1 protein-coding gene is annotated in these 963 nt (G+C 76.9%); it reads right to left on the bottom strand.

Going from position 1 to position 963, the window contains the following annotated elements; genetic code table 11:
• Nucleotides 1-773 (bottom strand): DUF5666 domain-containing protein (locus tag GVN67_RS29060; RefSeq protein ID WP_200845450.1); only part of this gene is annotated, 773 nt, incomplete at its 3' end.
• Nucleotides 774-963: the final 190 nt, after the last annotated feature.

Raw genomic sequence — 963 nt, 5'->3', positions numbered from 1 at the left:
GAAAACCCGCCCAGCCCTTCGCCGCGGAACCCCGGCGCCTGGCCCGGCGCGCGCAGCTCGGTGCCGGAAAAATTGCCGTCGGATTGGCGGCGCAGGTCCATCACCCCGCGCCGCGGCATCCCCGGCGCGCCGCCCGGCAGCGGCCGCGCCAGCCCGGCGGCGAAGCCCGCCCCGTGGCCCAGCTGCAGGCGACCGGCGGCGACGCCGATATAGGCCTCGATGACGATGCGCTCGACGCCGGGGCCGAAGCGGCGGGCGGGGTCGGCCAGCAGCAGGTCGGTCTCGACCCGGTCGAGCACGAAGACGCCGCCCTCCAGGTGACCCGTCAGCAGCACCGGCAGCCCCGGCTGGACATCCAGCACAAGGCTGCGGCGGAAGCGGAGCTGGCCGAGCCGCAGCAGCCCGGCGCCCTCGCGCTGGGCGACGCCGCGCACCAGGATGCGGCCGGGCTGGCGGCGGTCGATGCGGCTGGCGGCGATGCTGCCATCCGCCTGGCGCAGCCCGCTGACGCTGACCCAGTCGCCCGGCTGCCAGTCCTGGCCGCCGCGCATGCCGGGGGCGAACAGCACCGTCTGCCCGGCGACCTGCAGCCCGGTGGCGCCGTCGCGGCGCTCGACCGGGCCGGAGACCTCGAAGCGCAGCGCCAGCCGCTCGGCGCGCAGCGCGTCGGCGCGGCCGCTGGCCTCGACGACGACCACCTGGCCGGCGCGCAGGTCGGCGACGCTGCCGGGCTGGCCGTCGAGGTCCGCGGCCAGCGTCGGCGCGTAGTCCACCTCCAGCCCGTTGACGCAGATGCTGGCGAAGCCGGTGATGACGCCGATGATCCCCGTGCCGCCGATGCCGCGGTCGCCGTCATCGGACGAGATCCCGGTGCCGCCGATGCCGCGCTCGGCGAGCTTCCGCGGCGGCGCCGCGTCGTCGGGGCCGATGCGGCAGACGGTGGGCGGCCTGTCTCATATTCCC

The organism is Roseomonas sp. 18066 (assembly GCF_902706185.1).
Taxonomy (GTDB): Bacteria; Pseudomonadota; Alphaproteobacteria; order Acetobacterales; family Acetobacteraceae; genus Pseudoroseomonas.
This window is presented reverse-complemented; position numbering and strand designations above follow the sequence as displayed.